38 protein-coding genes are annotated in these 22,548 nt (G+C 44.9%); 35 read left to right on the forward strand and 3 right to left on the reverse strand.

Going from position 1 to position 22,548, the window contains the following annotated elements; translation table 11 throughout:
• Positions 1 to 122 precede the first annotated feature (122 nt).
• From L870_RS0109300 to L870_RS0109470, 35 genes are all read left to right on the forward strand, one after another.
• Complete coding sequence (locus L870_RS0109300) at positions 123 to 1,412, forward strand: acyltransferase (RefSeq protein ID WP_028517923.1); 1,290 nt, start codon at positions 123 to 125, stop codon at positions 1,410 to 1,412.
• A gap of 474 nt (positions 1,413 to 1,886) precedes the next feature.
• Positions 1,887 to 2,201, forward strand: a complete 315-nt coding sequence (rpsJ, locus tag L870_RS0109305; protein ID WP_019680098.1) for a 30S ribosomal protein S10 — start codon at positions 1,887 to 1,889, stop codon at positions 2,199 to 2,201.
• Between the two features lie 110 nt (positions 2,202 to 2,311).
• Entirely contained in the window at positions 2,312 to 2,944 is a 633-nt protein-coding gene (gene rplC, locus L870_RS0109310; protein ID WP_028517924.1) for a 50S ribosomal protein L3, read from the forward strand.
• 17 nt (positions 2,945 to 2,961) lie between these two features.
• A complete protein-coding gene (gene rplD, locus L870_RS0109315; RefSeq protein WP_028517925.1) occupies positions 2,962 to 3,585 on the forward strand; it encodes a 50S ribosomal protein L4 in 624 nt (207 codons plus the stop codon).
• Positions 3,585 to 3,878: a 50S ribosomal protein L23 gene (rplW, locus tag L870_RS0109320; protein ID WP_028517926.1), complete on the forward strand. Its 294-nt coding sequence runs from the start codon at positions 3,585 to 3,587 to the stop codon at positions 3,876 to 3,878. Before rplD ends, rplW begins: the two co-directional genes overlap by 1 nt.
• 75 nt (positions 3,879 to 3,953) lie before the next feature.
• Entirely contained in the window at positions 3,954 to 4,787 is an 834-nt protein-coding gene (rplB, locus tag L870_RS0109325; RefSeq protein WP_028517927.1) for a 50S ribosomal protein L2, read from the forward strand.
• A 21-nt stretch (positions 4,788 to 4,808) separates the two neighbouring features.
• Positions 4,809 to 5,093 (forward strand): 30S ribosomal protein S19, encoded by a 285-nt coding sequence (gene rpsS / locus L870_RS0109330; protein WP_009984992.1) that lies wholly within the window; start codon positions 4,809 to 4,811, stop codon positions 5,091 to 5,093.
• Between the two features lie 20 nt (positions 5,094 to 5,113).
• On the forward strand, positions 5,114 to 5,449 hold the full coding sequence (rplV, locus tag L870_RS0109335) for a 50S ribosomal protein L22 (protein WP_028517928.1): 336 nt from the start codon (positions 5,114 to 5,116) through the stop codon (positions 5,447 to 5,449).
• A 19-nt stretch (positions 5,450 to 5,468) separates the two neighbouring features.
• Positions 5,469 to 6,263 (forward strand): 30S ribosomal protein S3, encoded by a 795-nt coding sequence (gene rpsC, locus L870_RS0109340; protein WP_028517929.1) that lies wholly within the window; start codon positions 5,469 to 5,471, stop codon positions 6,261 to 6,263.
• Positions 6,263 to 6,688 (forward strand): 50S ribosomal protein L16, encoded by a 426-nt coding sequence (gene rplP, locus L870_RS0109345; protein ID WP_009984988.1) that lies wholly within the window; start codon positions 6,263 to 6,265, stop codon positions 6,686 to 6,688. The genes rpsC and rplP overlap by 1 nt, the downstream gene beginning before the upstream one ends.
• The gene (rpmC, locus tag L870_RS0109350; RefSeq protein ID WP_028517930.1) at positions 6,688 to 6,888 is read left to right on the forward strand and encodes a 50S ribosomal protein L29; all 201 of its coding nucleotides are present in this window, start codon (positions 6,688 to 6,690) and stop codon (positions 6,886 to 6,888) included. The genes rplP and rpmC overlap by 1 nt, the downstream gene beginning before the upstream one ends.
• Before the next feature lie 19 nt (positions 6,889 to 6,907).
• Positions 6,908 to 7,168 carry a 30S ribosomal protein S17 gene (gene rpsQ, locus L870_RS0109355; protein ID WP_019680108.1) on the forward strand — a complete coding sequence of 87 codons (261 nt, stop codon included), beginning with the start codon at positions 6,908 to 6,910 and terminating at the stop codon, positions 7,166 to 7,168.
• Between the two features lie 39 nt (positions 7,169 to 7,207).
• The gene (rplN, locus tag L870_RS0109360) at positions 7,208 to 7,576 is read left to right on the forward strand and encodes a 50S ribosomal protein L14 (RefSeq protein ID WP_009984984.1); all 369 of its coding nucleotides are present in this window, start codon (positions 7,208 to 7,210) and stop codon (positions 7,574 to 7,576) included.
• Positions 7,577 to 7,594: 18 nt separating this feature from the next.
• The gene (gene rplX / locus L870_RS0109365; protein ID WP_028517931.1) at positions 7,595 to 7,936 is read left to right on the forward strand and encodes a 50S ribosomal protein L24; all 342 of its coding nucleotides are present in this window, start codon (positions 7,595 to 7,597) and stop codon (positions 7,934 to 7,936) included.
• Between the two features lie 18 nt (positions 7,937 to 7,954).
• Positions 7,955 to 8,494 (forward strand): 50S ribosomal protein L5, encoded by a 540-nt coding sequence (gene rplE, locus L870_RS0109370; protein WP_028517932.1) that lies wholly within the window; start codon positions 7,955 to 7,957, stop codon positions 8,492 to 8,494.
• 16 nt (positions 8,495 to 8,510) lie between these two features.
• Positions 8,511 to 8,696 carry a type Z 30S ribosomal protein S14 gene (locus tag L870_RS0109375; protein ID WP_009984979.1) on the forward strand — a complete coding sequence of 62 codons (186 nt, stop codon included), beginning with the start codon at positions 8,511 to 8,513 and terminating at the stop codon, positions 8,694 to 8,696.
• A 24-nt stretch (positions 8,697 to 8,720) separates the two neighbouring features.
• Positions 8,721 to 9,119 carry a 30S ribosomal protein S8 gene (gene rpsH, locus L870_RS0109380; protein ID WP_019680111.1) on the forward strand — a complete coding sequence of 133 codons (399 nt, stop codon included), beginning with the start codon at positions 8,721 to 8,723 and terminating at the stop codon, positions 9,117 to 9,119.
• Positions 9,120 to 9,133: 14 nt separating this feature from the next.
• Entirely contained in the window at positions 9,134 to 9,679 is a 546-nt protein-coding gene (rplF, locus tag L870_RS0109385) for a 50S ribosomal protein L6 (protein ID WP_028517933.1), read from the forward strand.
• Positions 9,680 to 9,698: 19 nt separating this feature from the next.
• The gene (gene rplR, locus L870_RS0109390) at positions 9,699 to 10,058 is read left to right on the forward strand and encodes a 50S ribosomal protein L18 (RefSeq protein ID WP_024860940.1); all 360 of its coding nucleotides are present in this window, start codon (positions 9,699 to 9,701) and stop codon (positions 10,056 to 10,058) included.
• 15 nt (positions 10,059 to 10,073) lie between these two features.
• Complete coding sequence (gene rpsE / locus L870_RS0109395; RefSeq protein WP_024860939.1) at positions 10,074 to 10,574, forward strand: 30S ribosomal protein S5; 501 nt, start codon at positions 10,074 to 10,076, stop codon at positions 10,572 to 10,574.
• 14 nt (positions 10,575 to 10,588) lie between these two features.
• Complete coding sequence (rpmD, locus tag L870_RS0109400) at positions 10,589 to 10,765, forward strand: 50S ribosomal protein L30 (protein ID WP_019680115.1); 177 nt, start codon at positions 10,589 to 10,591, stop codon at positions 10,763 to 10,765.
• A gap of 18 nt (positions 10,766 to 10,783) precedes the next feature.
• Entirely contained in the window at positions 10,784 to 11,224 is a 441-nt protein-coding gene (gene rplO, locus L870_RS0109405; RefSeq protein WP_028517934.1) for a 50S ribosomal protein L15, read from the forward strand.
• Position 11,225: 1 nt separating this feature from the next.
• Positions 11,226 to 12,581 (forward strand): preprotein translocase subunit SecY, encoded by a 1,356-nt coding sequence (gene secY, locus L870_RS0109410; protein ID WP_028517935.1) that lies wholly within the window; start codon positions 11,226 to 11,228, stop codon positions 12,579 to 12,581.
• A 15-nt stretch (positions 12,582 to 12,596) separates the two neighbouring features.
• On the forward strand, positions 12,597 to 13,235 hold the full coding sequence (locus L870_RS0109415; RefSeq protein ID WP_028517936.1) for an adenylate kinase: 639 nt from the start codon (positions 12,597 to 12,599) through the stop codon (positions 13,233 to 13,235).
• Positions 13,235 to 13,987, forward strand: a complete 753-nt coding sequence (gene map, locus L870_RS0109420) for a type I methionyl aminopeptidase (protein ID WP_028517937.1) — start codon at positions 13,235 to 13,237, stop codon at positions 13,985 to 13,987. Before L870_RS0109415 ends, map begins: the two co-directional genes overlap by 1 nt.
• A gap of 14 nt (positions 13,988 to 14,001) precedes the next feature.
• Complete coding sequence (locus tag L870_RS0109425; protein WP_028517938.1) at positions 14,002 to 14,244, forward strand: KOW domain-containing RNA-binding protein; 243 nt, start codon at positions 14,002 to 14,004, stop codon at positions 14,242 to 14,244.
• Between the two features lie 14 nt (positions 14,245 to 14,258).
• Positions 14,259 to 14,477 (forward strand): translation initiation factor IF-1, encoded by a 219-nt coding sequence (gene infA, locus L870_RS0109430; protein WP_009984966.1) that lies wholly within the window; start codon positions 14,259 to 14,261, stop codon positions 14,475 to 14,477.
• A gap of 50 nt (positions 14,478 to 14,527) precedes the next feature.
• Positions 14,528 to 14,641 (forward strand): 50S ribosomal protein L36, encoded by a 114-nt coding sequence (gene rpmJ / locus L870_RS0109435; protein ID WP_009984964.1) that lies wholly within the window; start codon positions 14,528 to 14,530, stop codon positions 14,639 to 14,641.
• Positions 14,642 to 14,676: 35 nt separating this feature from the next.
• Positions 14,677 to 15,045 (forward strand): 30S ribosomal protein S13, encoded by a 369-nt coding sequence (rpsM, locus tag L870_RS0109440; protein ID WP_028517939.1) that lies wholly within the window; start codon positions 14,677 to 14,679, stop codon positions 15,043 to 15,045.
• Positions 15,046 to 15,059: 14 nt separating this feature from the next.
• Complete coding sequence (rpsK, locus tag L870_RS0109445) at positions 15,060 to 15,464, forward strand: 30S ribosomal protein S11 (RefSeq protein WP_009984961.1); 405 nt, start codon at positions 15,060 to 15,062, stop codon at positions 15,462 to 15,464.
• Positions 15,465 to 15,485: 21 nt separating this feature from the next.
• On the forward strand, positions 15,486 to 16,085 hold the full coding sequence (gene rpsD / locus L870_RS0109450; protein ID WP_028517940.1) for a 30S ribosomal protein S4: 600 nt from the start codon (positions 15,486 to 15,488) through the stop codon (positions 16,083 to 16,085).
• A 69-nt stretch (positions 16,086 to 16,154) separates the two neighbouring features.
• The gene (locus L870_RS0109455) at positions 16,155 to 17,120 is read left to right on the forward strand and encodes a DNA-directed RNA polymerase subunit alpha (protein WP_028517941.1); all 966 of its coding nucleotides are present in this window, start codon (positions 16,155 to 16,157) and stop codon (positions 17,118 to 17,120) included.
• Positions 17,121 to 17,168: 48 nt separating this feature from the next.
• The gene (rplQ, locus tag L870_RS0109460; RefSeq protein ID WP_028517942.1) at positions 17,169 to 17,510 is read left to right on the forward strand and encodes a 50S ribosomal protein L17; all 342 of its coding nucleotides are present in this window, start codon (positions 17,169 to 17,171) and stop codon (positions 17,508 to 17,510) included.
• 168 nt (positions 17,511 to 17,678) lie between these two features.
• A complete protein-coding gene (gene yajC / locus L870_RS17200; RefSeq protein ID WP_028517943.1) occupies positions 17,679 to 18,194 on the forward strand; it encodes a preprotein translocase subunit YajC in 516 nt (171 codons plus the stop codon).
• 52 nt (positions 18,195 to 18,246) lie between these two features.
• Positions 18,247 to 18,648, forward strand: coding sequence for a TIGR04086 family membrane protein (locus L870_RS0109470; protein WP_080676403.1), 402 nt, complete (start codon positions 18,247 to 18,249; stop codon positions 18,646 to 18,648).
• Here L870_RS0109470 and L870_RS17205 read toward each other — a convergent pair.
• The 3 genes from L870_RS17205 to L870_RS0109485 form a co-directional block, all read right to left on the reverse strand.
• Entirely contained in the window at positions 18,642 to 20,177 is a 1,536-nt protein-coding gene (locus tag L870_RS17205) for a S1C family serine protease (RefSeq protein WP_051411485.1), read from the reverse strand. The two genes, L870_RS0109470 and L870_RS17205, sit on opposite strands and share 7 nt — an antisense overlap.
• A 3-nt stretch (positions 20,178 to 20,180) precedes the next feature.
• A complete protein-coding gene (locus tag L870_RS0109480) occupies positions 20,181 to 21,647 on the reverse strand; it encodes a sensor histidine kinase (protein ID WP_028517945.1) in 1,467 nt (488 codons plus the stop codon).
• 142 nt (positions 21,648 to 21,789) lie between these two features.
• Positions 21,790 to 22,497: a response regulator transcription factor gene (locus tag L870_RS0109485; RefSeq protein ID WP_028517946.1), complete on the reverse strand. Its 708-nt coding sequence runs from the start codon at positions 22,495 to 22,497 to the stop codon at positions 21,790 to 21,792.
• Positions 22,498 to 22,548: the final 51 nt, after the last annotated feature.

Genomic DNA, 22,548 nt, shown 5'->3' on the forward strand with positions numbered 1-22,548 from the left:
GAGTTGTACGTCTAATAAGTGTGCAGACGTAATTTTTGATTGACATAATATGTATTATAGGATATAATGTAACAGTGAGTTTATTTTTGCATTATTCAGAATAACTAAGGAGGTCCGACAAAATGGGCAGTAAAAAAAGTACTGAAACCACCGAAAAAGAGAAATCGGCGGAGAAGGTAAGCAAAGCTGCCGGTGACAAGATCAGCGGCAAGGAGAAAACGAAAAAGACAGAAAACGGCACGGATACGGCTGCGGCAGTGGCAGCAGCTCCGGTAAAACCGTATTTTGCGGGAATAGATATAGTGAAGATACTTGCGGTATTCCTTGTAGTAAGCGTACACTTCTTCCTGTATAACGGTTTCTATTATGAACCCCTTACAAATTCCTCAGCGCTTGGACCTATAGCCTTCCGCTGGCTGGCTTATATATGTGTTCCGCTGTTTATGATAGCAACGGGATATCTGATGAAGAACAAGACATTCAGCGCGAAATACTATACGGGACTTATAAAGATAATCGTTATCTATATCTTTATAAGTATACTTTGTATCAAATTCAAGGAACATCACTTCCATGAAGAATTTGACAGTTGGAAGCTGCTTAAGGGATATATAGATACGTATACCAATGCTCAGTACGGCTGGTATATCAATTATTACATTGCTATCTTCCTCTGTATCCCGTTCCTTAATCTTGCATTCAACGGCTGCAAGACCAATAAGCAGAAATTTGCACTTGTTTTTACAGTTACTATGCTGACTATAGTTGCAAGAAGTTTCTATCTCGGATTTGAGCAGAATGATCAGGTCAGAGCACTTCCTGATTATCTCAGCGGTGCATGGCCTCTTGCATATTACTTCACAGGCGCATTTGTACGTGATTGTCCGCCTAAGAGATGCATACGCAATAAGACTATAATCTTTGCCGTGCTTTGTCTTGCAACATGGTTCATTACATACAGCACCTACAAGCAGTCTCTTGCTGACGAGGTAAACGATCACCACTTTGTTTCATGGCATTTCAACGACTATGGTACATATCCCGTATATGTAATGGCAACCTGTGTATTCCTGCTGCTCTTTGACATCACGACTACAAACAAGGGCGTGAAATTTGTTCTCAGACAGATCTCCGGCGTTACACTTTCCCTTTATATGATTTCTTACATATTTGACAATATGTTCTACGGCGGCTGGCAGATGAACGATACAAGCGTTCGTCATCAGGGCTTCTGCGAGAAGTATCTGGAAGTCGGCGAGCGTCTTGCACATTGGTATGAGATAGTACCAAAGGTGTTCCTGTGCTCGCTTGTGTGCGCTATCATTATACACAAACTGTATGACGGTGCAGCATTTCTTGTTAAGCAGGGAATCGAAGCCATAAAGGCGGAAAAGGCTGCAAGAGAAGAATAATTTTACCGGTTCCCGATGGCACTTCTGCTTTCGGGAACTGTTGTATTTTCAAAGAATAAATAATAGTTAAAATAAGATTATTGTTCATTAAAAATTTACAAATGCAATTCCTGTAAATCCTTGATTTCTCCCCTTATATATGATATAATTGATTACGTTGAGTGCGCTGATGTGCGCACTGACTGCAGAAGATATGCGTTGAAGCGGAAGGTTGCTGTCGGTATGACAGGTAATTTCCGTGGAGTATGTCCGATTTTAAACCGGGCGATTGGGATATCGAACACAGTTTGTGGTTATTCTTCACGCAGCTTGCGTATGCGTGAATTATGCTCTTTTTGTGCTCAAATATTGCTAAGACTGCTCGGAAAACAATGGTTTTTCGAGCTTTTTTGTCAGATAAGGCATGAAACACACGGAAACGTGTGAATATCTCATATCTGCGTCCCCGTAATCAATTTCAAGGAGGCGAAAATAATGGCAGTCAACGAAAAAATCAGATTCAAGATCAAGGGTTACGATCATGCTACAGTTGATATTGCAGCAGCTAAGATCGTTGAGGCAGCTAAGAGAAGCGGTGCAAGAGTTTCAGGACCTATCCCGCTCCCTACAGATAAGGAAGTTGTTACTATCCTTCGTGCTGTACACAAGTACAAGGACAGCCGTGAGCAGTTCGAGATGAGAACTCACAAGAGACTCGTAGACGTTATCCGTCCTACAGAAAAGACAACTGCTGCTCTTGATAAGCTTGAGATCCCCGCAGGCGTAGACGTAGTAATGGAGGTTAAGTAATTAACCGCTATCACGCTTGAAACTACCGCTCGGGAAGCGGAATGACGGTGATCCGTCGGTCAAGTTGATGTGTAAATCATCAACCAATAACCTAACAGGAGGAAAAGAAAATGCAGAAAGGCATTATCGGCAAGAAGATCGGTATGACTCAGATCTTCGACGAAGCAGGAAAAGTTGTTCCTGTAACAGTAATTGAAGCCGGCCCATGTGTCGTTGTACAGAAGAAAACTGTAGAGAACGACGGCTATGCAGCTCTTCAGCTGGGCTATGGCGACGTAAAGGTACAGAGAGTTAACAAGCCAATGAAGGGTCACTTCGATAAGGCAGACGTTGCTTGCAAGAAGACACTCAAGGAGTTCAGACTTGCAGACTGCGATTCACTTAACGTAGGCGACATCATCAAGGCTGATACATTTGCTGTAGGCGACGCAATCGACGTTGTCGGCACAAGCAAAGGTAAGGGATTCGCTGGTGCTATCAAGAGACACAACCAGCACAGACTCAAGGAAACTCACGGTACAGGCCCTGTACACAGACAGGCTGGATCAATGGGTGCTTGTTCATCTCCTTCAAGAATCTACAAGGGCAAGGGTATGGCAGGTCACATGGGTGCTGAGCAGGTAACAGTTCAGAATCTCGAGATCGTTAAAATAGACGTTGAAAACAATCTTATCGCTATCAAGGGTGCGGTTCCCGGACCTAAGGGCGGTATCGTTTATATCGTTGACAGCGTAAAGGCTTAAGGAAGGAGGAAGCGTAAATGTCTACAATTTCAGTTTTTGATATGACAGGTAAGCAGGTTTCCGAGACAGAGCTTAATGATTCAGTATTCGGAATCACTCCCAACGAAGGTGTTATGCACGCTGCAGTTGTTAATTACCTCGCAAACCAGAGACAGGGCACACAGTCAACACTTACAAGAACAGAAGTAAGCGGCGGCGGAAGAAAGCCTTGGAGACAGAAGGGTACAGGTCACGCAAGACAGGGTTCAACTCGTGCTCCTCAGTGGGTACATGGCGGAATCGCACTTGGACCTAAGCCAAGAGATTACAGATACGAGCTTAACAAGAAGGTAAAGAGACTCGCTATGAAGTCTGCGCTTTCTACTAAGGTTATCGACAACAACATGATCGTTCTTGATGCTCTCACACTTGACAGCTACAAGACAAAGACAGTTGTTGAAATGCTCAAGGCTCTCGGCGTTGAGGGCAAGGCTCTCATCGTAACAGCAGAGGCTGATGCAAAGGTTATCAAGAGCGCAGCTAACATCCCCGGTGTTAAGACTGCTGCTGTAAATACACTTAATGTTTATGACATTCTCAACTATGACAAGTTCATCGTTGTTAAGAATGCAGTAGGAAAGATCGAGGAGGTGTACGCATAATGAAAACAGCTCAGGATATCATTCTTAAGCCTGTAATCACTGAGAAGTCAATGGATGATCTTCAGACAGGAAAGTACACCTTTAAGGTAGCTAAGGACGCTAACAAGTCCGAGATCAAGAAGGCTGTTGAAGAGCTCTTCGACGTTAAGGTTGCTAAGGTAAATACAATCAACTGCAACGGTCGCGCTAAGAGAGTCGGAAGATTCTTTGGCAAGACTCCTGATTGGAAGAAGGCTATCATCACTCTTACAGAGGGTTCAAAGGCAATCGAATTCTTCGAGGGTATGGTTTGATCCCACTATTAAATAAGTAAGAGAGTTATGGGAGTAATGCTCCCGCAAAAAATGCATTAAAGGAGAAAAGTTAAAATGGCTATAAAGACTTATAAGCCTACGACACCTTCGAGACGTCAGATGACTGTAACTGACTACTCGGTTCTGTCAAAGGTTGAGCCGGAGAAGAGCCTTCTCGAACCAATGAAGAAGAAGTCGGGAAGAAACAGCTACGGCCGTATAACAGTTCGCCACAGAGGCGGCGGTAACAGAAGAAAGTACCGTGTAATAGATTTCAAGAGAGACAAGGACGATGTAATCGCAGTTGTTAAGACTCTTGAATACGATCCAAACAGAAGCGCATTCATCGCACTCGTTGAGTACGAGGACGGCGAGAAGAGATATATCCTTGCTCCTAACGGCTTAAAGGTAGGCGACAAGGTAGAGTCAGGTGCTGAGGCTGATATCAAGCCGGGTAACGCACTCAAGCTCGCTGATATCCCTGTTGGTACATTTATCCACGCTATCGAGCTTTACCCCGGTAAGGGCGCACAGCTCGTAAGAAGTGCAGGTAACCAGGCACAGCTCATGGGTAAAGAAGACAAGTATGCACTTGTCAGACTTCCTTCAGGCGAAATGAGAAAAGTTCCGATCGACTGCAAGGCTGCTATCGGTCAGGTTTCAAACATTGATCACGAGAACGTTAACTACGGTAAGGCTGGTAGAGTCCGCAATATGGGCTGGAGACCTACTGTACGTGGTTCTGTCATGAACCCATGCGATCACCCGCACGGTGGTGGTGAAGGTAAATCACCTGTCGGACGTCCGGGCCCTGTAACCCCATGGGGTAAGCCAGCACTCGGCTATAAGACACGTAAGAAGCATCACAGAACTGATAAGTTCATCGTAAAGCGCCGCAACGGCAAATAATCTGAAAGGAGGAACTATTAAATGAGCAGAAGTATCAAGAAGGGTCCTTATGTCCAGGAAGTTCTCCTGAAGAGGGTCGTTGCAATGAACGAAGCAGGTGAAAAGAAGGTTCTCAAGACATGGAGCCGTTCTTCAACAATATTCCCTGATTTCGTAGGTCATACATTCGCTGTACACGACGGTCGCAAGCACGTTCCGGTATACGTTACAGAGGATATGGTAGGTCACAAGCTCGGTGAGTTTGCTCCTACAAGAACTTACAAGGGCCACGCAGGCTCAAAGACATCTAACAACGGTAAGAAATAAGCGGAAGGAGGAGCTCAGAGATGGAAGCAAGAGCTTATTTAAGAAATGCTCGTATATCACCAAGAAAGGTGCAGATTGTTCTGGATCTTATCAGAAACAAGCCTGTTGATCTCGCTTTAGCTACTTTAGATCTTACTCCTAAGGCTGCAAGTCCTATCGTTGCAAAGCTTGTAAAGTCCGCTCAGGCAAACGCTGAAAACAACTTCAGCATGGATAAGGATAATCTCGTGGTTTCCGAGTGCTTCGTAACACCCGGTCCTATAATGAAGAGAATCATGCCAAGAGCACAGGGCAGAGCATATAGAATTTTAAAGAGAACATCACATATCACAGTTGTTCTTAAAGAAAAAGACTAATCCCAAGGAGGTTTGAAGAATGGGCCAGAAAGTTAATCCACACGGTCTTCGTGTCGGCGTTATAAAAGATTGGGATTCTCGTTGGTATGCAAATAAGTCTGACTTCGGCAATGCCCTCGTTGAGGATTACAACGTTCGTAACTTCATCAAGAAGAGCCTGTATGCAGCAGGTGTTCCAAGAATAGAGATCGAGCGTTTTGCTGATAAGGTCAGAATCCACATCCACTGCGCTAAGCCGGGTATCGTTATCGGCAGAGGCGGCGCAGAGATCGAGAAGCTCAGAGCACAGCTCGAGAAGATGATGAACAAGCAGGTTTTCATCAATATCATTGAAGTTAAGCAGCCTGATATGGACAGCCAGCTCGTTGCTGAAAAGATCGCTCTTGATCTTGAGAACAGAGTATCTTTCAGAAGAGCTATGAAGCAGTCTATCGGCAGAACAATGCGTCTTGGCGCAAAGGGTATCAAGGTTAAGGTATCAGGCAGACTTGCCGGTGCTGAAATCGCAAGAAGCGAGAGCTACCACGAGGGTACAATCCCGCTCCAGACTATCCGTGCTGATATCGACTACGGTTTCGCTGAGGCTGATACAACATACGGTAAGCTTGGCGTTAAGGTTTGGATCTACAAGGGCGAAGTTCTCAAGGGCGATGCTGCAAAGGCTGCTGCTCAGAGAGAAAAGCTCGAGAGAAAGAACGATACAAGAAATAATGACCGCCGTCGCCGTGACGATAAGCGTGACGGAAACAACAACAGACGCGGCGGAAACAGAAATTTCAATCGTGACGCTAAAAGAGAAGGAGGTAATCAGTAATGCTTCTTCCAAAGAGAGTTAAGTACCGCAGAGTCCACAGAGGACGTCTTAAGGGTAAGGCATACAGAGGAAATAAGGTAACTTACGGTGATTTCGGTCTTCAGGCACTTGAGCCTGCTTGGATCACATCCAACCAGATCGAGTCTGCCCGTATTGCTATGACTCGTTACATCAAGAGAGGCGGTCAGGTTTGGATCAAGATATTCCCTGACAAGCCTATCACAGAAAAGCCCGCTGAAACACGAATGGGTTCAGGTAAGGGTTCACCGGAATACTGGGTAGCAGTAGTTAAGCCAGGCCGTGTTCTTTTTGAGATCAAGGGCGTTGCTGAGGAAACTGCAAGAGAAGCTATGCGTCTTGCTATGCACAAGCTTCCTATCAAGTGTAAGTTCGTAACTAAAGCAGAGCAGGAGGTTGAGCAGTAATGAAGGCATCAGAAATCAGAGAAATGTCAGTTGATGAGCTCAACGAAAAGCTCACAAGCCTTAAGGAAGAGCTTTTTGCTCTCCGTTTCCAGCACGCTATCAATCAGCTGGATAATACAGCAAGACTCAAGGCTGTAAAAAAGGATATTGCACGCATCAAGACATCTCTGCGTGAGGCAGAGCTTGCTGCGCAGCAGTAAGAAAGGGAGGATTTAGCTAATGTCTACTGAGAGAAACCTTAGAAAAACAAGAGTAGGTAAGGTTGTAAGCGATAAGATGGATAAGACCGTCGTAGTTGCTATCGTTGATAACGTTAAACACCCGCTTTATAAGAAGATCATCAAGCGTACCGTTAAGCTTAAGGCTCACGATGAAAACAATGAGTGCAGAATCGGTGACCGCGTTGAGGTTATGGAAACACGTCCGCTTTCAAAGGATAAGAGATGGCGTGTAACAAATATCATTGAAAAGGCTAAGTAATTTTGATAGAAGCTTAAAGCTTGAAAGGAGGAACTCGCTGTGATACAGATGCAGACTTATCTTAAAGTCGCTGATAACACAGGCGCAAAGGAGCTTATGTGTATCAGAGTTCTGGGAGGTACACGCAGAAGATATGCAAATATCGGCGATGTAGTAGTTGCTTCAGTTAAGAAAGCAACACCCGGAGGCGTTGTAAAGAAGGGCGATGTTGTAAAGGCAGTTATCGTTCGTTCAGCAAAGGGTCTCAGAAGAGAGGACGGTACTTACATCCGTTTCGATGAGAACGCTGCTGTTATTATTAAGGAAGACAAGAACCCAAAGGGTACCCGTATTTTCGGACCTGTTGCTAAGGAGCTCCGTGAAAAGGAGTATACAAAGATCCTGAGCCTTGCCCCAGAAGTTCTTTAATGGAGGTGTCATTCGATTATGAGTAAAGTACACGTAAAAACCGGTGACACTGTAATCCTTCTCACCGGCAAGTATGAGGATAAATTCGACAGCAAGGGCGACAGAAAGACCGGTAAGGTCGTAGAAGTAAGCCCTAAGGAAGACAAGGTCATCGTTGAGGGAATCAACATGATCACAAAGCACGTAAAGCCTACAAGAATGGGCGAAAAGGGCGGCATCATCAATACTGAGGCTCCTGTTTACGCTTGCAAGGTACAGCTCGTTTGCCCTAAGTGCGGCAAGCCTACAAGAGTAGGTCACGTTGTAGAGGACGGCAAGAAGCTCCGCGTTTGCAAGAAGTGCGGCAAGTCTTTTGAATAATAGTAAAGGAGAAACGACATGGCAAGTTTAAAGGATTTTTATGTTAGCGACGTTGCTCCTGCACTTATGAAGAAGTTCAACTACAAGAGTGTTATGCAGATCCCGAAGCTCGACAAGGTTGTGATCAACGTCGGCGCAGGTGAAGCAAAGGACAACGCAAAGGTTATAGATGCTATCATGACTGATCTTGCAGCAATCACAGGTCAGAAGCCTGTAGTGTGCAGAGCTAAGAAGTCAGTAGCTAACTTCAAGCTTCGTGAGGGTATGCCTATCGGCGTTAAAGTAACTCTCAGAGGCGACAGAATGTATGAATTTGTAAACAAGCTCTTCAACGTTGCGTTCCCACGTGTTCGTGACTTCAGAGGCATCAGCGCAAATTCATTCGACGGCAAGGGCAACTACTCCACAGGTATCAAGGAACAGCTCATCTTCCCTGAGATCGAGTACGATAAGATCGATAAGGTAAGAGGTATGGATATAAACTTCATCACAACAGCACAGACTGATGAAGAGGCAAGAGAGCTCCTTTCACTTATGGGTGCTCCATTCATCAAGTAATCAGGGAGGAAATAAAATGGCTAAGAAGGCAATGATCAATAAGCAGCAGAGAACTCCCAAGTATTCCACAAGAGCTTACAACAGATGTAAGATCTGTGGCAGACCGCACGCATATCTCAGAAAGTTCGGCATCTGCCGTATCTGTTTCAGAGAGCTTGCACACGATGGTCAGATCCCCGGCGTTAAAAAGGCAAGCTGGTAAAATACAAGAAGGAGGTCATTCGGCATGCAGATAACTGATACAATCGCTGATCTTTTAACAAGAATTCGCAATGCGAATACTGCTAAGCACGCCACTGTTGACGTTCCCGCTTCAAGAGTAAAGAAGGACATCACACAGATCCTCGTAGATGAAGGATATGTAAAGGGCTTCCAGCTCATCGAAGACGGAAAGCAGGGTGTTATCAGAATCACGCTTAAATACGGCGACAACAAGTCTCCCGTTATAACAGGCCTTAGAAGAGTTTCTAAGCCAGGTCTGCGTATCTATTCAAGCTGCGCAGATATGCCTAAGGTAAGAAAAGGCCTTGGTATCGCAATCGTTTCAACTTCAAAGGGAATCGTAACAGACAAGAAGGCAAGAGAGCTCAATGTCGGCGGCGAAGTCCTTGCATACATCTGGTAAGGAGGATACTGATCATGTCAAGAATCGGTAAAATGCCCATCAGCGTTCCTGCAGGTGTAGAGGTTAAGAATGAGAACAATCTTCTCACTGTAAAGGGACCTAAGGGTCAGCTTTCAAGACAGTTTAATGCAGAGCTCGGCATTGAGGTCGAGAACGGCACTATAACAGTTACAAGACCAAGCGATGACAAGCGTCACCGTTCACTTCACGGTCTTACAAGAACACTCATCGCTAACATGGTTGAGGGTGTTACAAACGGATATTCAAAGACTCTCGAGATCGAGGGTGTCGGCTACCGTGCTGCTAAGAGCGGCAACAAGGTAAATCTTAACCTTGGCTTCTCACATCCTGTTGTACTTGAGGAAACAGATGCAATCAAGCTTGAAGTTCCTCAGCCGAACAAGATCATCGTAAGCGGTATCGACAAGCAGGCTGTAGGTCAGTTTGCAGCTGAAATACGCGAAAAGCGTCCACCTGAGCCATACAAGGGCAAGGGTATCAGATACGAAGGCGAGCATATCATCCGCAAGGAAGGTAAAGCTGGTAAGGGCAAGAAGTAATTAAAAGGAGCAAATTGCTATGATTAAGAAATTTGACAGCAATAAGGCAAGATTAAAGAGACACCGCAGAGTTCGTGCAAAGATCTCAGGAACTCCCGAGCGTCCCCGTCTCAATGTGTTCCGTTCAACAAAGCACATCTATGCTCAGCTCATTGATGATGTAAACGGTGTTACTCTTGCTTCTGCATCAAGCATGGATAAGGGCTTTGAGGGCAACGGCGGCAACGTTGAGGGTGCTCGCAAGGTTGGCGAGATGATCGCTAAGAACGCAGCTGATAAGGGTATCAGCGAAGTAGTTTTCGACAGAGGCGGCTACCTCTACCACGGCAGAGTCAAGGAACTCGCAGAGGGCGCACGTGAAAACGGATTAAAGTTCTAAGAGGGAGGTAAAACAATGGCTAATATTGAAACACAGGCTCCTGAGTTCGTTGAGAAGGTTGTTGCAATCAACCGTGTATCAAAGACAGTTAAGGGCGGTCGTATCATGAAGTTCTCAGCACTCGTTGTTGTAGGCGACGGAAATGGTACAGTCGGCTTCGGACTTGGAAAGTCAGGAGAAGTTCCCGATGCTATCCGTAAGGGTATCGAGGACGCAAAGAAGAACCTTGTAAAGGTTGCTCTCAAGGGAACAACAATCCCTCACGAAATCGTTGGCGCATTCGGCGCAGGCAGAGTTCTTATGAAGCCGGCTGCACCTGGTACCGGTGTTATCGCAGGCGGTCCTGTTCGTGCCGTTATCGAAGTTGCAGGTATAAAGGATATCAGAACAAAGTCACTTCGTTCTAACAATCCATGCAACGTAGTAAGAGCTACAATCGACGGCCTCGTAAACTGCACATCTGCAAAGGATGTTGCTGCTAAGAGAGGCAAGTCTGTTAAGGAAATTTTAGGTTAAGGAGGCAGTAAGAAATGGCAAAGAATATCAAGCTCGTAAAGAGCCTCATTGGTAGAAAGCAGGACCAGATCGCTACTGCTCAGTCACTTGGCCTCAAGAAGGTCGGAGATGTTACAACACAGCCCGACAACGAGCAGACAAACGGTAAAATAAAGAAGATCTCACACCTCGTTGAGGTTACAGAAGCGTAAACAAGGAGGTGCAACCAAATGAAAATTCATGAATTAACACCTGCACTCGATTCCAACAAGGCTGTAAAGCGTATCGGCAGAGGCCACGGCTCGGGTAACGGCAAGACAGCAGGTAAGGGTCACAAGGGTCAGAACGCTCGTAGCGGCGGCGGCGTAAGAATCGGCTTTGAAGGCGGTCAGATGCCACTCGCAAGAAGAATCCCTAAGAGAGGCTTCAACAATATTTTCGCTACAAAGTATGCTATCGTCAATGTTTCTGATCTTAATAAGTTCAAGGATGGTACAGTAGTTGATACAGAGCTCCTCGTAGCATCAGGTCTTGTTAAGAAGGTAAATGACGGAGTAAAGATCCTCGGCAATGGAGAGCTTACCGCTAAGCTGACAGTTAAAGCTGCAAAATTCTCACAGAGTGCTGTCGAGAAGATAGAAAAGGCAGGCGGAAAGACTGAGGTGATGTAATGTGTTTCAGACGCTGAAAAAGGCGTGGGGTGTCCCCGAGATACGCACAAAGATCTTATACACATTACTCATGATCATTCTGTTCAGATTCGGAAGCGCAGTAACCGTTCCTTTCCTCAATCCTGATATCGTAAAGGCATGGATGGAGACAAACGCTAAGGACGGCGGCTTCCTCGATTACATGAATACGATCACCGGTGGCGCTATGTCACAAGCTACCGTTTTCTCACTTTCGATAACACCGTTCATCAATGCTTCCATCATCATGCAGCTGCTGACTTATGCACTGCCTCCTCTTGAGCGTATGCGCGACGAGGGCGAAGAGGGAAGAAAAAAGATCGACAAGATCACAGCTGTAGTTGCTATGGTTCTTGCAGTATTTATGTCTTACGCATATTATCTTACATTAAAACGTATGACAAATGTTGAGGACAAGGACGGAAATGTTATCGGCAACGCTCTTAAATATATGAGCGGCGGAGAAGGCGTTTTCGCAGCGTTTGTTATAATCACTTGTTTCGTAGCAGGCGCACTCATCGTTGTATGGATGGGTAACAGAGTCAGCGACAAGGGTATCGGTAACGGTATATCAATCTTACTCTTTGCCGGTATCGCAGCAAGATTCCCTACCGACGCTGCTCTCCTTATAAAACTTACAAAGAACAGTATCAATAATAATCAGAACGGTAAATACCTCTGGGTAACTATTGCATACTATCTCTTTATCATCGCAGAGATCGCTTTCATCGTTTATATGAACGAAGCAGAAAGACGTATCCCGATCCAGTACGCTAAGCGCGTAGTCGGCAGAAAGCAGTACGGCGGACAGAAGACACATATCCCGATAAAGGTAATCATGAGCGGTGTTATGCCGATCATCTTCGCTATGTCATTTATGTCTCTTCCATCAGCGATCCAGATCATTAAGCCGAACAAGCATGACGGCAGCTTCTACAGCAAGTTCTGTGATTTCTTCAGCACAAGAAGCTGGAGCTACGCTATAATCTACTTCCTGCTCATCATTGCGTTCAACTACTTCTACGTATCGATCCAGTATAATCCTGTTGAGATCGCTAATAACCTTCGTCAGTCAAACGGCGGTATCCCCGGTATCAGACCAGGTAAGCCAACATCTGACTATATCCAGAGGGTGCTCAACAAGATCTCACTCGTTGGTGCTATCTTCCTCGGTATAATCGCTGTTATCCCGATCTTCATTTCGATGGCAGACGAACAGCTCAAGACACTGTCAATGGGCGGTACTACGATCCTTATCGCAGTAAGCGTTGCGCTTGAAACAACAAGAACACTTGAATCACATCTTATGATGCGTCATCATAAGGGCTTCTTACAGTAAAGGAGGACCGACTATATGAACCTTATCTTTTTAGGCGCTCCCGGCGCAGGCAAGGGTACTCAGGCTGAGGTAGTTTCAGATGCACTGAATATCCCACAGATATCTACAGGTAATATACTTCGTGAAGCTGCTAAGAACGGCACTGAGTATGGTCTCAAAGCTAAGGCTGCAATGGATGCCGGTGCTCTCGTATCAGATGATATCGTAATAGGTATACTGAAGGAGAGAATAGCAGAGGACGACTGTAAAAACGGTTTCATCCTCGACGGTTTCCCGAGAACGGTACCTCAGGCAGAAGCTCTTGATAAAATGAACATCCAGATCGACAAGGTAATCGAGATCCATGTTCCCGATGAGACTATCAAGCAGAGAGTTTCAGGCAGAAGAGTCTGCCAGGGCTGCGGAGCTTCTTACCACGTTGAATACAAGCCTACTAAGGTCGAGGGTGTTTGCGATAAGTGCGGCGATAAGACTATCGTTCGTAAGGACGATCAGCCGGAAGTCGTTCTCGACAGACTCGCAACTTATCACGAGAAAACAGCTCCTCTCAAGGACTATTACGAGAAGCAGGGCAAGCTTGTTACTGTTATCGGTCAGGAAGAGGTCGCTGAAACTTCAAAGCTCACACTGGCAGCAGTAGGGGTAGAGAAGTAATGAGCATAACAATAAAATCAAAGTCCGAACTCGCCATAATGCGTGAAGCAGGTAGGATTACCTGCGGCGCAATATGGTATGCGGGCGAAAGATTAAAGCCGGGAATGTCAACACTCGATGTTGATAAGCTGGTTGGTGAGTATTTTGCCCGCCACGACAGCAAATCCTGCTTTAAAGGTCTTTACGGATTCCCCGGAAACGCTTGTATCTCAGTAAATGAGGAGATTATCCACGGTATCCCAAAGGCAAGCCACAGATTAAAAGAAGGCGATATAGTAAGCATCGACACGGGAGCTGCGTACAAGGGCTTCAACGGAGACAGCTGCTGGACCTTCCCTGTGGGTAAAATTTCTGATGAAGCTAAGGCATTGCTTGAGGTTACAGAGGCGAGCCTGTATGAAGGTATCGCTAAGGCTCAGGTTGGCGCAAGGGTCGGAGATATTTCTCATGCTGTAGAAGAGTATTGTGCTTCACGAGGCTACGGAATCGTAAGAAATTACTGCGGCCACGGTATCGGCAGAGAAGTTCACGAATCACCCGAGATACCGAACTGGGGCAAGGCAGGTCACGGACCCAGACTGGTAGCGGGAATGACTTTCTGCATAGAGCCCATGATAAATGTCAAGGGCGACGATGTCAAAGTTATGAAAGACAACTGGACAGTCGTTACAAAAAGTGGTTCACTTTCAGCTCACTTTGAGCATATGATCGCAATAACTCCTGACGGTCCCGTCATTCTGACACAGCCCTGACGGAGGGAATAACAGTGAAGCTGCTTAAAGGCTCTGTTGTAAGAGCGGAGGCAGGACGTGACGGCGGAGGATACTTCGCAGTTACAGACTATGATGAAAAGTATTGCTTCATCGCGGACGGCAAGAGCAGAAAGCTCGACAAGCCGAAGCGGAAGAATATAAAACATATCCGCATTACAGACAGTATGATCGATCTAAACGATATAACTGATAAAAAACTCAGAAACATACTGAAGCAATTCAGTGAGGCTGAGTAAAGGAGGTTATGCAAGTGTCAAAAGAAGATGTAATCGAGGTTGAAGGCGTTGTAACAGACGCTCTGCCAAATGCAATGTTCAAGGTTCAGCTTGAGAACGGACATGAGGTATTATCTCATGTATCGGGAAAGCTCAGAATGAATTATATCAGAATAGTTCCAGGCGACAAGGTAAAGCTTGAAATGTCACCCTATGATCTTTCAAAGGGTCGTATCACCTGGCGCGTTAAGTAATAATACAGGATATCAAGTATATCCGTTATCCGCTAAAGGAGGTATTTTCAATGAAAGTCAGACCTTCAGTAAAACCTATTTGCGAAAAGTGCAAGGTTATCAAACGTAAAGGCAGAATCATGGTGATCTGCGAAAACCCAAAGCATAAGCAGCGTCAGGGTTAATGCCCCGGGCGCATTAATGGAGGTGCAATTATAATATGGCAAGAATAGCCGGTGTTGACCTTCCAAAGAATAAGAGAATCGAAATCGGTCTCACTTATATCTACGGAATCGGTCGTCAGACTGCAACAAATATCCTCGCAGCAACAGGCGTTGATCCTGACGTAAGAGTTAAGGATCTCGCAGAAGAGGATGTAGCTAAGCTTCGTGACTATATAGATGAGCATTACACAGTTGAGGGTGACCTCCGCCGTGAAGTTGCTCTTAACATCAAGAGACTTGTTGAAATAGGCTGCTACAGAGGCGTTCGTCATCGTAAGGGTCTCCCTGTAAGAGGACAGAGAACAAAGACAAACGCAAGAACTCGTAAGGGTCCTGTAAAGACTATCGCAAACAAGAAGAAGTAAGGAGGTTATGAGCTTTGGCACAGCAGAAAGGTAAAAAAGTTACTACTATCAGAAGACGTAGAGAACGTAAGAATATCGAAAGCGGCGCAGTTCATATTCAGTCCACTTTCAATAATACGATCGTAACTATTACAGATACAGCCGGAAACGCAATTTCATGGGCAAGCGCAGGCGAGCTCGGTTTCAGAGGCTCAAAGAAGTCAACTCCTTTCGCAGCACAGACAGCTGCTGAAACAGCTGCAAAGGCTGCTATGGAGCACGGACTCAAGAATGTAGAAGTATACGTAAAGGGACCCGGTGCAGGTCGTGAAGCAGCTATCAGAGCACTTCAGACAGTAGGCCTTGAGGTAAGAATGATCAAGGACGTAACACCTATCCCGCACAATGGCTGCCGTCCGCCTAAGAGACGTCGTGTCTGATCAAATTGGAGGTGTATTAAAATGGCAGTACAGAAAGAACCAATTCTTAAAAAGTGCAGATATCTGGGCATCAGCCCTGCTGTAATGGGCGTTTCAAAGAAGGAGTCGATCCGTTTCAAGAACGCTAACAACAGAAAGAAGATCTCTGAATACGGACTTCAGCTCAAGGAAAAGCAGAAGTTGAAGTTTATCTACGGCGTACTTGAGAAGCCTTTCAGACATTACTTCTCAATCGCTGAAAAGATGGAGGGTAAAGCAGGTGATAACCTTATCACTGTTCTCGAATCCAGACTTGATAGTGTTGTATACAGAATGGGTCTCGCTCTTACAAGAAGAGAAGCAAGACAGCTCGTTGTACACAGCCACTATACAGTAAACGGCAAGAAGGTAAACATTCCTTCCTATAGAGTTAAGGTTGGCGATGTGATCGCTCTCAAGGAGAACGACAGAACATCTGAAAAGTTCAAGGCTACTGTAGAGGAAACCAAGGACAGACTCGTTCCTGTATGGCTCACAGCTAACAAGGATGATTTCTCTGCTACAGTAAATCGTCTCCCCTCAGCTGAGGATATTGACTACGAGGTAGCTACTCACCTCATCGTCGAGCTGTACTCAAAGTAATCCGAAAAGGGATCTGCTTGAAGAGACAGATTACGAAATCAACATTAATTGCGAAATAGGAGGGTTTTTATGCTGGAAAAAATTAATAAGCCTGATATTGATATTGTCGAGCTTAAAAGTGACGGCAAATACGGCAAATTCGTTTTAGCACCGCTGGAGCGTGGGTACGGTATTACACTTGGAAACAGCCTCAGGCGTGTGCTGCTCTCCTCACTTCCTGGTGTGGCTGTAACATCTGTAAAGCTTTCGGGCAAGGATGGTACAGTTCACCATGAGTTGTCAACTATTCCGGGCGTAAAAGAAGACGTTACGGAAATAATCCTCAGTATTAAAGGACTGACGGCAAAACTTTACGGAGAAGGTCCTAAGACAGTATATATAGAGGCAGAGGGCGAATGTGAGATCACTGCCGGCGATATAAAGACAGATTCAGAGGTAAATATTCTGGATCCGGGTATGCATATCGCAACACTTGGCAAGGATGCCAAGCTCTATATGGAGATCACTATCGACAGAGGCAGAGGCTATGTTTCGGCAGAAAGAAACAAGAAGCAGATCAACCTCCCAGTTGATGTTATCGCTGTAGACAGCATCTATACTCCTGTTCTTAAGGTTAATTATACCGTAGAGGATACACGACTCGGTCAGGTCACAGACTATGATAAGCTTACAATGGAGGTATGGACCGATGGTACTATCTCTGCTAAGGAAGCTTTATCACAGGCAGCCAATCTCCTCAACGAGCATCTGAAGCTGTTCATCGACCTCTCAGAAGAGGCTGGACTTGCTGAGGTCCTTGTTGAAAAGGACGAGAAGGGTAAGGAAAAAATCCTTGAGATGACCATTGAGGATCTTGACTTATCTGTACGTTCATTCAATTGTCTGAAGCGTGCAGGAATCAATACCGTGGATGACTTGATCAATAAGTCAGAGGAAGAAATGATGAAGGTTAGAAACCTTGGAAAGAAATCCTTCGATGAGGTTAAGGAAAAGCTCCAGTCACTGGGCTTTGATCTCTCATCAGAAGAGGAATAAATCTTAAAACGTGCGTAAAGCGCACAACTATAAAAAGGAGTGAATACAATGCCGGGTACAAGAAAGCTGGGCAGAACATCTGATCATAGAAAGGCTATGCTCAGAGGCATGGTAACTTTCCTGCTTGAGAACGGTCAGATCGAAACTACCGTAACAAGAGCTAAGGAAGTACGTGCAGTTGCAGAAAAAATGATCACTATCGGTAAAAATGATGATCTGCACTCCAAGCGTCAGGTATATTCATACATCACTAAGGAGTCCGTTGCAAAGAAGGTTTTCGACGAGATCGCTCCAAAGTATGCTGATAAGAACGGTGGTTACACACAGATCGTAAAGATCGGTCCTCGCCGTGGTGACGCTGCTGAAATGGCTATCATCAAGCTCGTTTGATCGCAGATATCTAATTACAAGAGCCGTTCCCGTTAAGGGAGCGGCTTTTCTGTATACAGACAATAAAAAAATACGAAAAATCGCCTTAAAGTACTTGCAAAAATATCGGGGATATGATATAATATACATCGTATGAATTACAAATCAAAACGATTGGAGAATTAGTATATGAAGATCAATAAGTTAATCGCTTCTGTTACAGCAGCTGCTTCAACAGCCGTGATAGCAAGTGCTACAGCTCTGAATGCATTTGCTGAGGATTCCGAGCAGGCAACTACAGCTAATCAGCAGCAGGCAAGTATGGGTAATCTTCTTTCAATGCCTATCATGCTTATCCTGATGTTCGTTCTGCTCTATTTTTTTGCTATCAGACCTCAGAAAAAGCGCGACAAGGAGCTCAAGGAAATGCAGCAGAGCCTTCAGGTAGGCGATGAAGTTGTTACAGGCGGCGGTATCGTAGGTATTGTTGTAAGCGTGGGCGATGATACAGTTGTTATCGAAACAGGCGGTGCCAAGCATAAGCTCAGAATAAAGAACTGGGCTATCACTGAGAATGTTTCAGCTGCTGAGCGCTTCAGAGAAGCAAAAGCAGGTGCAAAGGGTTCATCAACAGTTGAGGCTGCTGCGGTAGTTGACGACGACGATGATAAAAAGTCAAAGAAAAAGAAGAATGACGAAGAATAAATGATAATACCTCCGCATAGAATTATTAATAATTCTACAGCGGAGGTTTTTTATGCGCCGACAACGGAAAAGCTTGTGGTCAAGCCGTATATTCAGTATACTTGTATCTGTACTTGCAGGAGCCTTATGTACTGCGGCTGGTGCAGTTATTACATCTGCGATAGTATATTTTGTCATGAAGGATATGACAATGATAAGAGCCTTTGCGGGAGCCTCTATTGCAGCAGGAGCTTATATAGCAGCGTTTATCTGCGGTAAATACAGACGCAGAAAAGGTCTTGTCAGCGGTACAGTATGCGGAGTGCTGATGTGCACTGTTATAAACATTCTGGCGATCGTAATACTTGGAGAATGGTCAGGCATAAAAAAACTCCTTCTGCTGACCTTTTTCGGTGCAGCAGGAGGAGTTGCAGGTGTAAATTCAAAGCGTCCGAAGAAGCTCTGGGATCAATAATTTCCCGAGGTATCCTCTGCAAGCTTGAATTCAATGTCATAATAGGATATTTCGCCGTCTTTATCAATGTGAGCGCAGGTTGCGGGAACTTTGTCGCCTGCCTTGTACTGGCTTTTTATGGTGTCGTAAAGCTCGTGATAGGTGCTTACGGCATTGCCGTTTATAGCTGTGATGAAATCGCCTTCCTTGAGGTCTGTGTTGGCGATATCATAATCCTTTTCGATCCTGATGATGTATACTCCCTTGAAATCCTTCGGGAGATCAAAGCCAAGCTCTTCCTGTATCTTCTTGATGTTGCCTTCAGAGCTCATATCGTAAAGCTGTATGCCTATCTTGAAGCGTCCGCCCACATAGCCGTTTTTGATAAGCTCTTCGATAACGGGAGTAGCTTCGTTTATGGTAATAGCAAAGCCAAGTCCCTCAAATTCAGCACTTACGTATTTTGAAGATGTGATACCGATGACCTGACCGTACATATTTACCAGCGCACCGCCGGAGTTACCGGGGCTTATATCGGCGTTTGTCTGTATGCAGTCCATTTCAAAGCCGCCTGTATCACTGCTTATTTTTCGGTTTACAGCAGAGACGATGCCGTCTGTGACTGTGCTTGCAAGGTTAGCAGGATTACCGATAGCAATTACCTGTTCGCCTACGACAGCTTCATCTGAATTACCGAGTATAGCTGGGGTAAGTCCGTCAGCGTCTATTTTTACAACTGCGATATCTGTTTTTGAGTCTCTGCCGATGACTGCAGCAGAGTAGGTCTCGCCGTCAACAGTCTCAACTACGTGATAGCCCTCAGCTTCGAGAACATGGGCATTTGTAGCAATATAGCCGTCCTCGTTGAGGACTATGCCCGAGCCTGTACCTACCGGAATCTTTGCGTTAAAGTTTGAGTAATTCTTGTAGGTGTATATCTTTACTATGGAAGGCTTTACAAGAGCAGCTGCTCCTTCGGGAGTATATTTGCCGTTTTCGTCCTTATATTTCTCAGCGTCGTTGGCACCATTTGGCTTTTCTTCCTTATACAGTATCACAGGCTTGGGAGAGCCTATTTTTTCAATGACCTTGTCACTGTTGATTATATCATAGACTATGCCGAATACTGCCATTAATGCCGAAATAATGATAAGGATAACGAACATTATTAGTACAGCCGACTGTCCCTTCGGACGGCGGGGCTCATTTTCAGAGCTTCCTGAATTGCTGCTGTTCTGACTGCGTTCAAGCTCTTCAAAGCCGATAGGTTCGTACATGAACTTATCATACACAGGTCTTTGAGGCTGACCGTAAGGCTGCTGACCGTAAAAGCCCTGTTGCTGCTGTCCGTAACCGTTCTGATAGCCGTTTGGCTGATTGTAAGGGGGTGGAGGCGGCGGGGGAGTGCTGTTTGTATAAGCGCTGTGCTGCTCCATATTATGGGTGCCGTTTGATACGTTGTTATCGGCAGCTCTTTCATGCTGAGGTGAATACGGCTGCTGATCGTTATTTTCAGACGGATCCGGGTTGAAAATATCTCTTTCGTCCATTATTTATCCTTTCGCTTTTGGCTGCTTTTCAGGCAGCTGAATAAGAAACTCTGTATATTCTCCGTACACGCTCTTGACTACGATATGACCGTGGTGGAGATGAACTATCTTACGTGATATCGCAAGTCCGAGACCAAGACCTGTAGTATCCTTGCCTCGTGACGAATCCGTCTTGTAGAAACGGTCAAATACCTGAGTTATCTCGTCGTTTTTCAGTCCTTCACCTGTATTTTTTATGCCTATGGTGCAATTACCGTTTACAGAACGCTCAAAGCGGAATGAGAGCGTACCGCCTGTATTTATGAATTTTACGGCGTTCTCGACGAGATTGTATATTACCTGCTGTAAGAGGTCTGCATCGACTTCACAGGTCATTCTGTCGCTTCCGAGGCCTTCTACCTCAAGGTTTTTATCTTCTATCTTTTTTTCAAACATGAGAACAGTCTGTATAACTATTTCAGTGAGATTTACGTCGCGGAAATTAGGCCTTAGAGTACCTGTCTCAAATCTTGACATATTGAGCATTGATGAGATGAGTATGCGGAGTCGCTTTATCTCCTTTGATACAAGCACGAGGTATTCGTTCTGTCTGCCCTTTGATATAGTACCGTCAAGGATACCGTCAACAAATCCGCCTATGGTAGTGATAGGGGTCCTAAGCTCATGAGATACGTTGGCGATAAATGTCTTACTGGTCTCTTCACTCTTTGCAACGTCAGCAGCTACTGCGTTGACGTAATCAGCTATCTCAGAGGTAGTATACGGAACATTTGTAGGGATAGACTCCGAGAAGTCGCGTCTTGCATACTGTTCTGATATCCTGCGGAATATTCTTTCGTATTCGTCAAGCTTGTTGAATCTTCTCTTTATGAGGAAAAGCTGTATTGATATGCTGAGAGCACATATAAGTGTATAGAATAACGCTATTTTCAGGGCAAAGGAATTGATATTATCCGACTTGCTGTATATCTTTGCATACATACGCATCGGCACAATGTCGCCGTTTCCCTTCAGGAAGAAGCAGCTTCCGTAAAGCATATACGGTTCATTTGCCGAGATATTCTTTGTTTCAAGATCAAGAAAATCATTTGCGTCCAGCTTTGTCATTTCGGCAGCAGATATCTTCTCGCTGTTTTTGACTACCTTTTTCGGTGTTTCCTTATAATCAGCGTCTGAGAGGACGCAGTTTCCGTTTTCATCATAAATGTATATCATCAGGTGGTATTTGCTTGAAAACTTCTTATGAAGCGTTTTTGTAAGCTCAGAACGTGTATCGCGTGTCTCGGCGTAGTTGTCCTGCATACAGCTTATGAACAGATCACCGATAGACTGAAGCTCTTCAAGCTTTGAAGATTTATATATCCAAGAGCTTATAGTTATAATGATAATGCTGATAACGATATTTACTGACAGCACTATAAATATCAGAAATATAAAAAGCTTGTCATAAGAGCTTTTTTTGGTTTTCAAGCAGGATCACCTCTATACAAAATAAGGGGACAAACGGTCCCCTTGATGTTTTTTATTATCTTTATTCCTCGTAAATACGCTCACTCCATGCGTATCAGTAATATCAGGACTATGATAGTTTTGCCGTTAAGTGCATGAGGAATTATTCCTCTTCGTCAGCCTCGAATTTATAGCCTACGCCCCATACAGTCTTGAGAGCCCACTTATCGGATATGCCCTCAAGCTTTTCACGCAGACGCTTTATATGTACGTCGATGGTACGTGAATCGCCGTAGTATTCAAAGCCCCATACTTCGTCAAGAAGCTGGTCACGGGTATATACTCTGTTGGGGTTGGAAGCAAGGTAATAAAGAAGCTCCAGCTCCTTAGGAGGAGTATCTATATTCTTTCCGTTTACTTTAAGCTCATAGCTGTCCATATTTACAGAGAGCTTGTCGTAATGTACTTCCTTTGACTCGGGCTCAGCCATGCCTGTTCCCACGCGGCGTGTTACAGCGTTGATACGGGCAATGACTTCCTTAGCGTCAAATGGCTTTACGATATAATCGTCAGCACCAAGCTCGAGACCGATTACCTTGTCGATAGTCTCTCCTTTAGCGGTTATCATAATGATCGGTACGTTAGAGATCTTTCTGATCTCGCGGCATACCTGCCAGCCGTCCTTGCCGGGCAGCATTATATCAAGCAGTACCATATCGGGACTGAGAGCCTTGAATTTAACAACAGCATCATCTCCGTCGTGGCAGAGAAGAACGCTGTATCCGTCTTTTTCAAGATAAAGTCTGAGAAGATCGCAGATGTTCTTGTCATCGTCAACTATAAGAACTTTTGGATTTTTTTCGTTAGCCATTTTGTTAATACCTTCCTTCCGTATTAAACATTTTATTAAGATAATTATAAC

It is taken from the genome of Ruminococcus flavefaciens ATCC 19208, assembly GCF_000518765.1.
Taxonomy (GTDB): Bacteria; Bacillota; Clostridia; order Oscillospirales; family Ruminococcaceae; genus Ruminococcus; species Ruminococcus flavefaciens.